Origin of the sequence: Psychrobacter sp. Rd 27.2 (genome assembly GCF_001921755.1) — a bacterium.
GTDB lineage: Bacteria > Pseudomonadota > Gammaproteobacteria > Pseudomonadales > Moraxellaceae > Psychrobacter > Psychrobacter celer.
Window position 1 is genome coordinate 1 of sequence record NZ_MRYB01000138.1, and the last position, 352, is coordinate 352.

The window sequence follows — 352 nt, forward strand, 5'->3', positions numbered from 1 at the left end:
CTACCTAAAAACGTTGTCCTCTCAACCGTATTAGTCAGACCAAAAAGTGCTGAGAGTATCAAAGCGGAGATAGGGAGTGCTGTCAATGTGATTACGTCAGTAGACGATTTAGTAGAAATCCCAGATTTGGCTATTGAGATGGCAGGGCAAAATGGACTCAAGGAACATGCGCTCAAAATCATAGAGAGGGGCATCCCACTTGGTATTATCTCGGTTGGTGCTTTTACCGATGAACAATTTGCTATAGCACTTACAGATGCAGCAGAGAAACATGGTGTCAAAGCGCATATATTGGCAGGCGCTGTTGCTGGGATAGATGGCATCAATGCTGCGAGTTTAGCAGGGTTAGATA

Annotated in this window: 1 pseudogene; it reads left to right on the plus strand. The window is 44.6% G+C overall.

The window, feature by feature from the left end:
• Positions 1-352, plus strand: a pseudogene (locus tag BTV99_RS12930) (aspartate dehydrogenase); the annotation flags it as partial.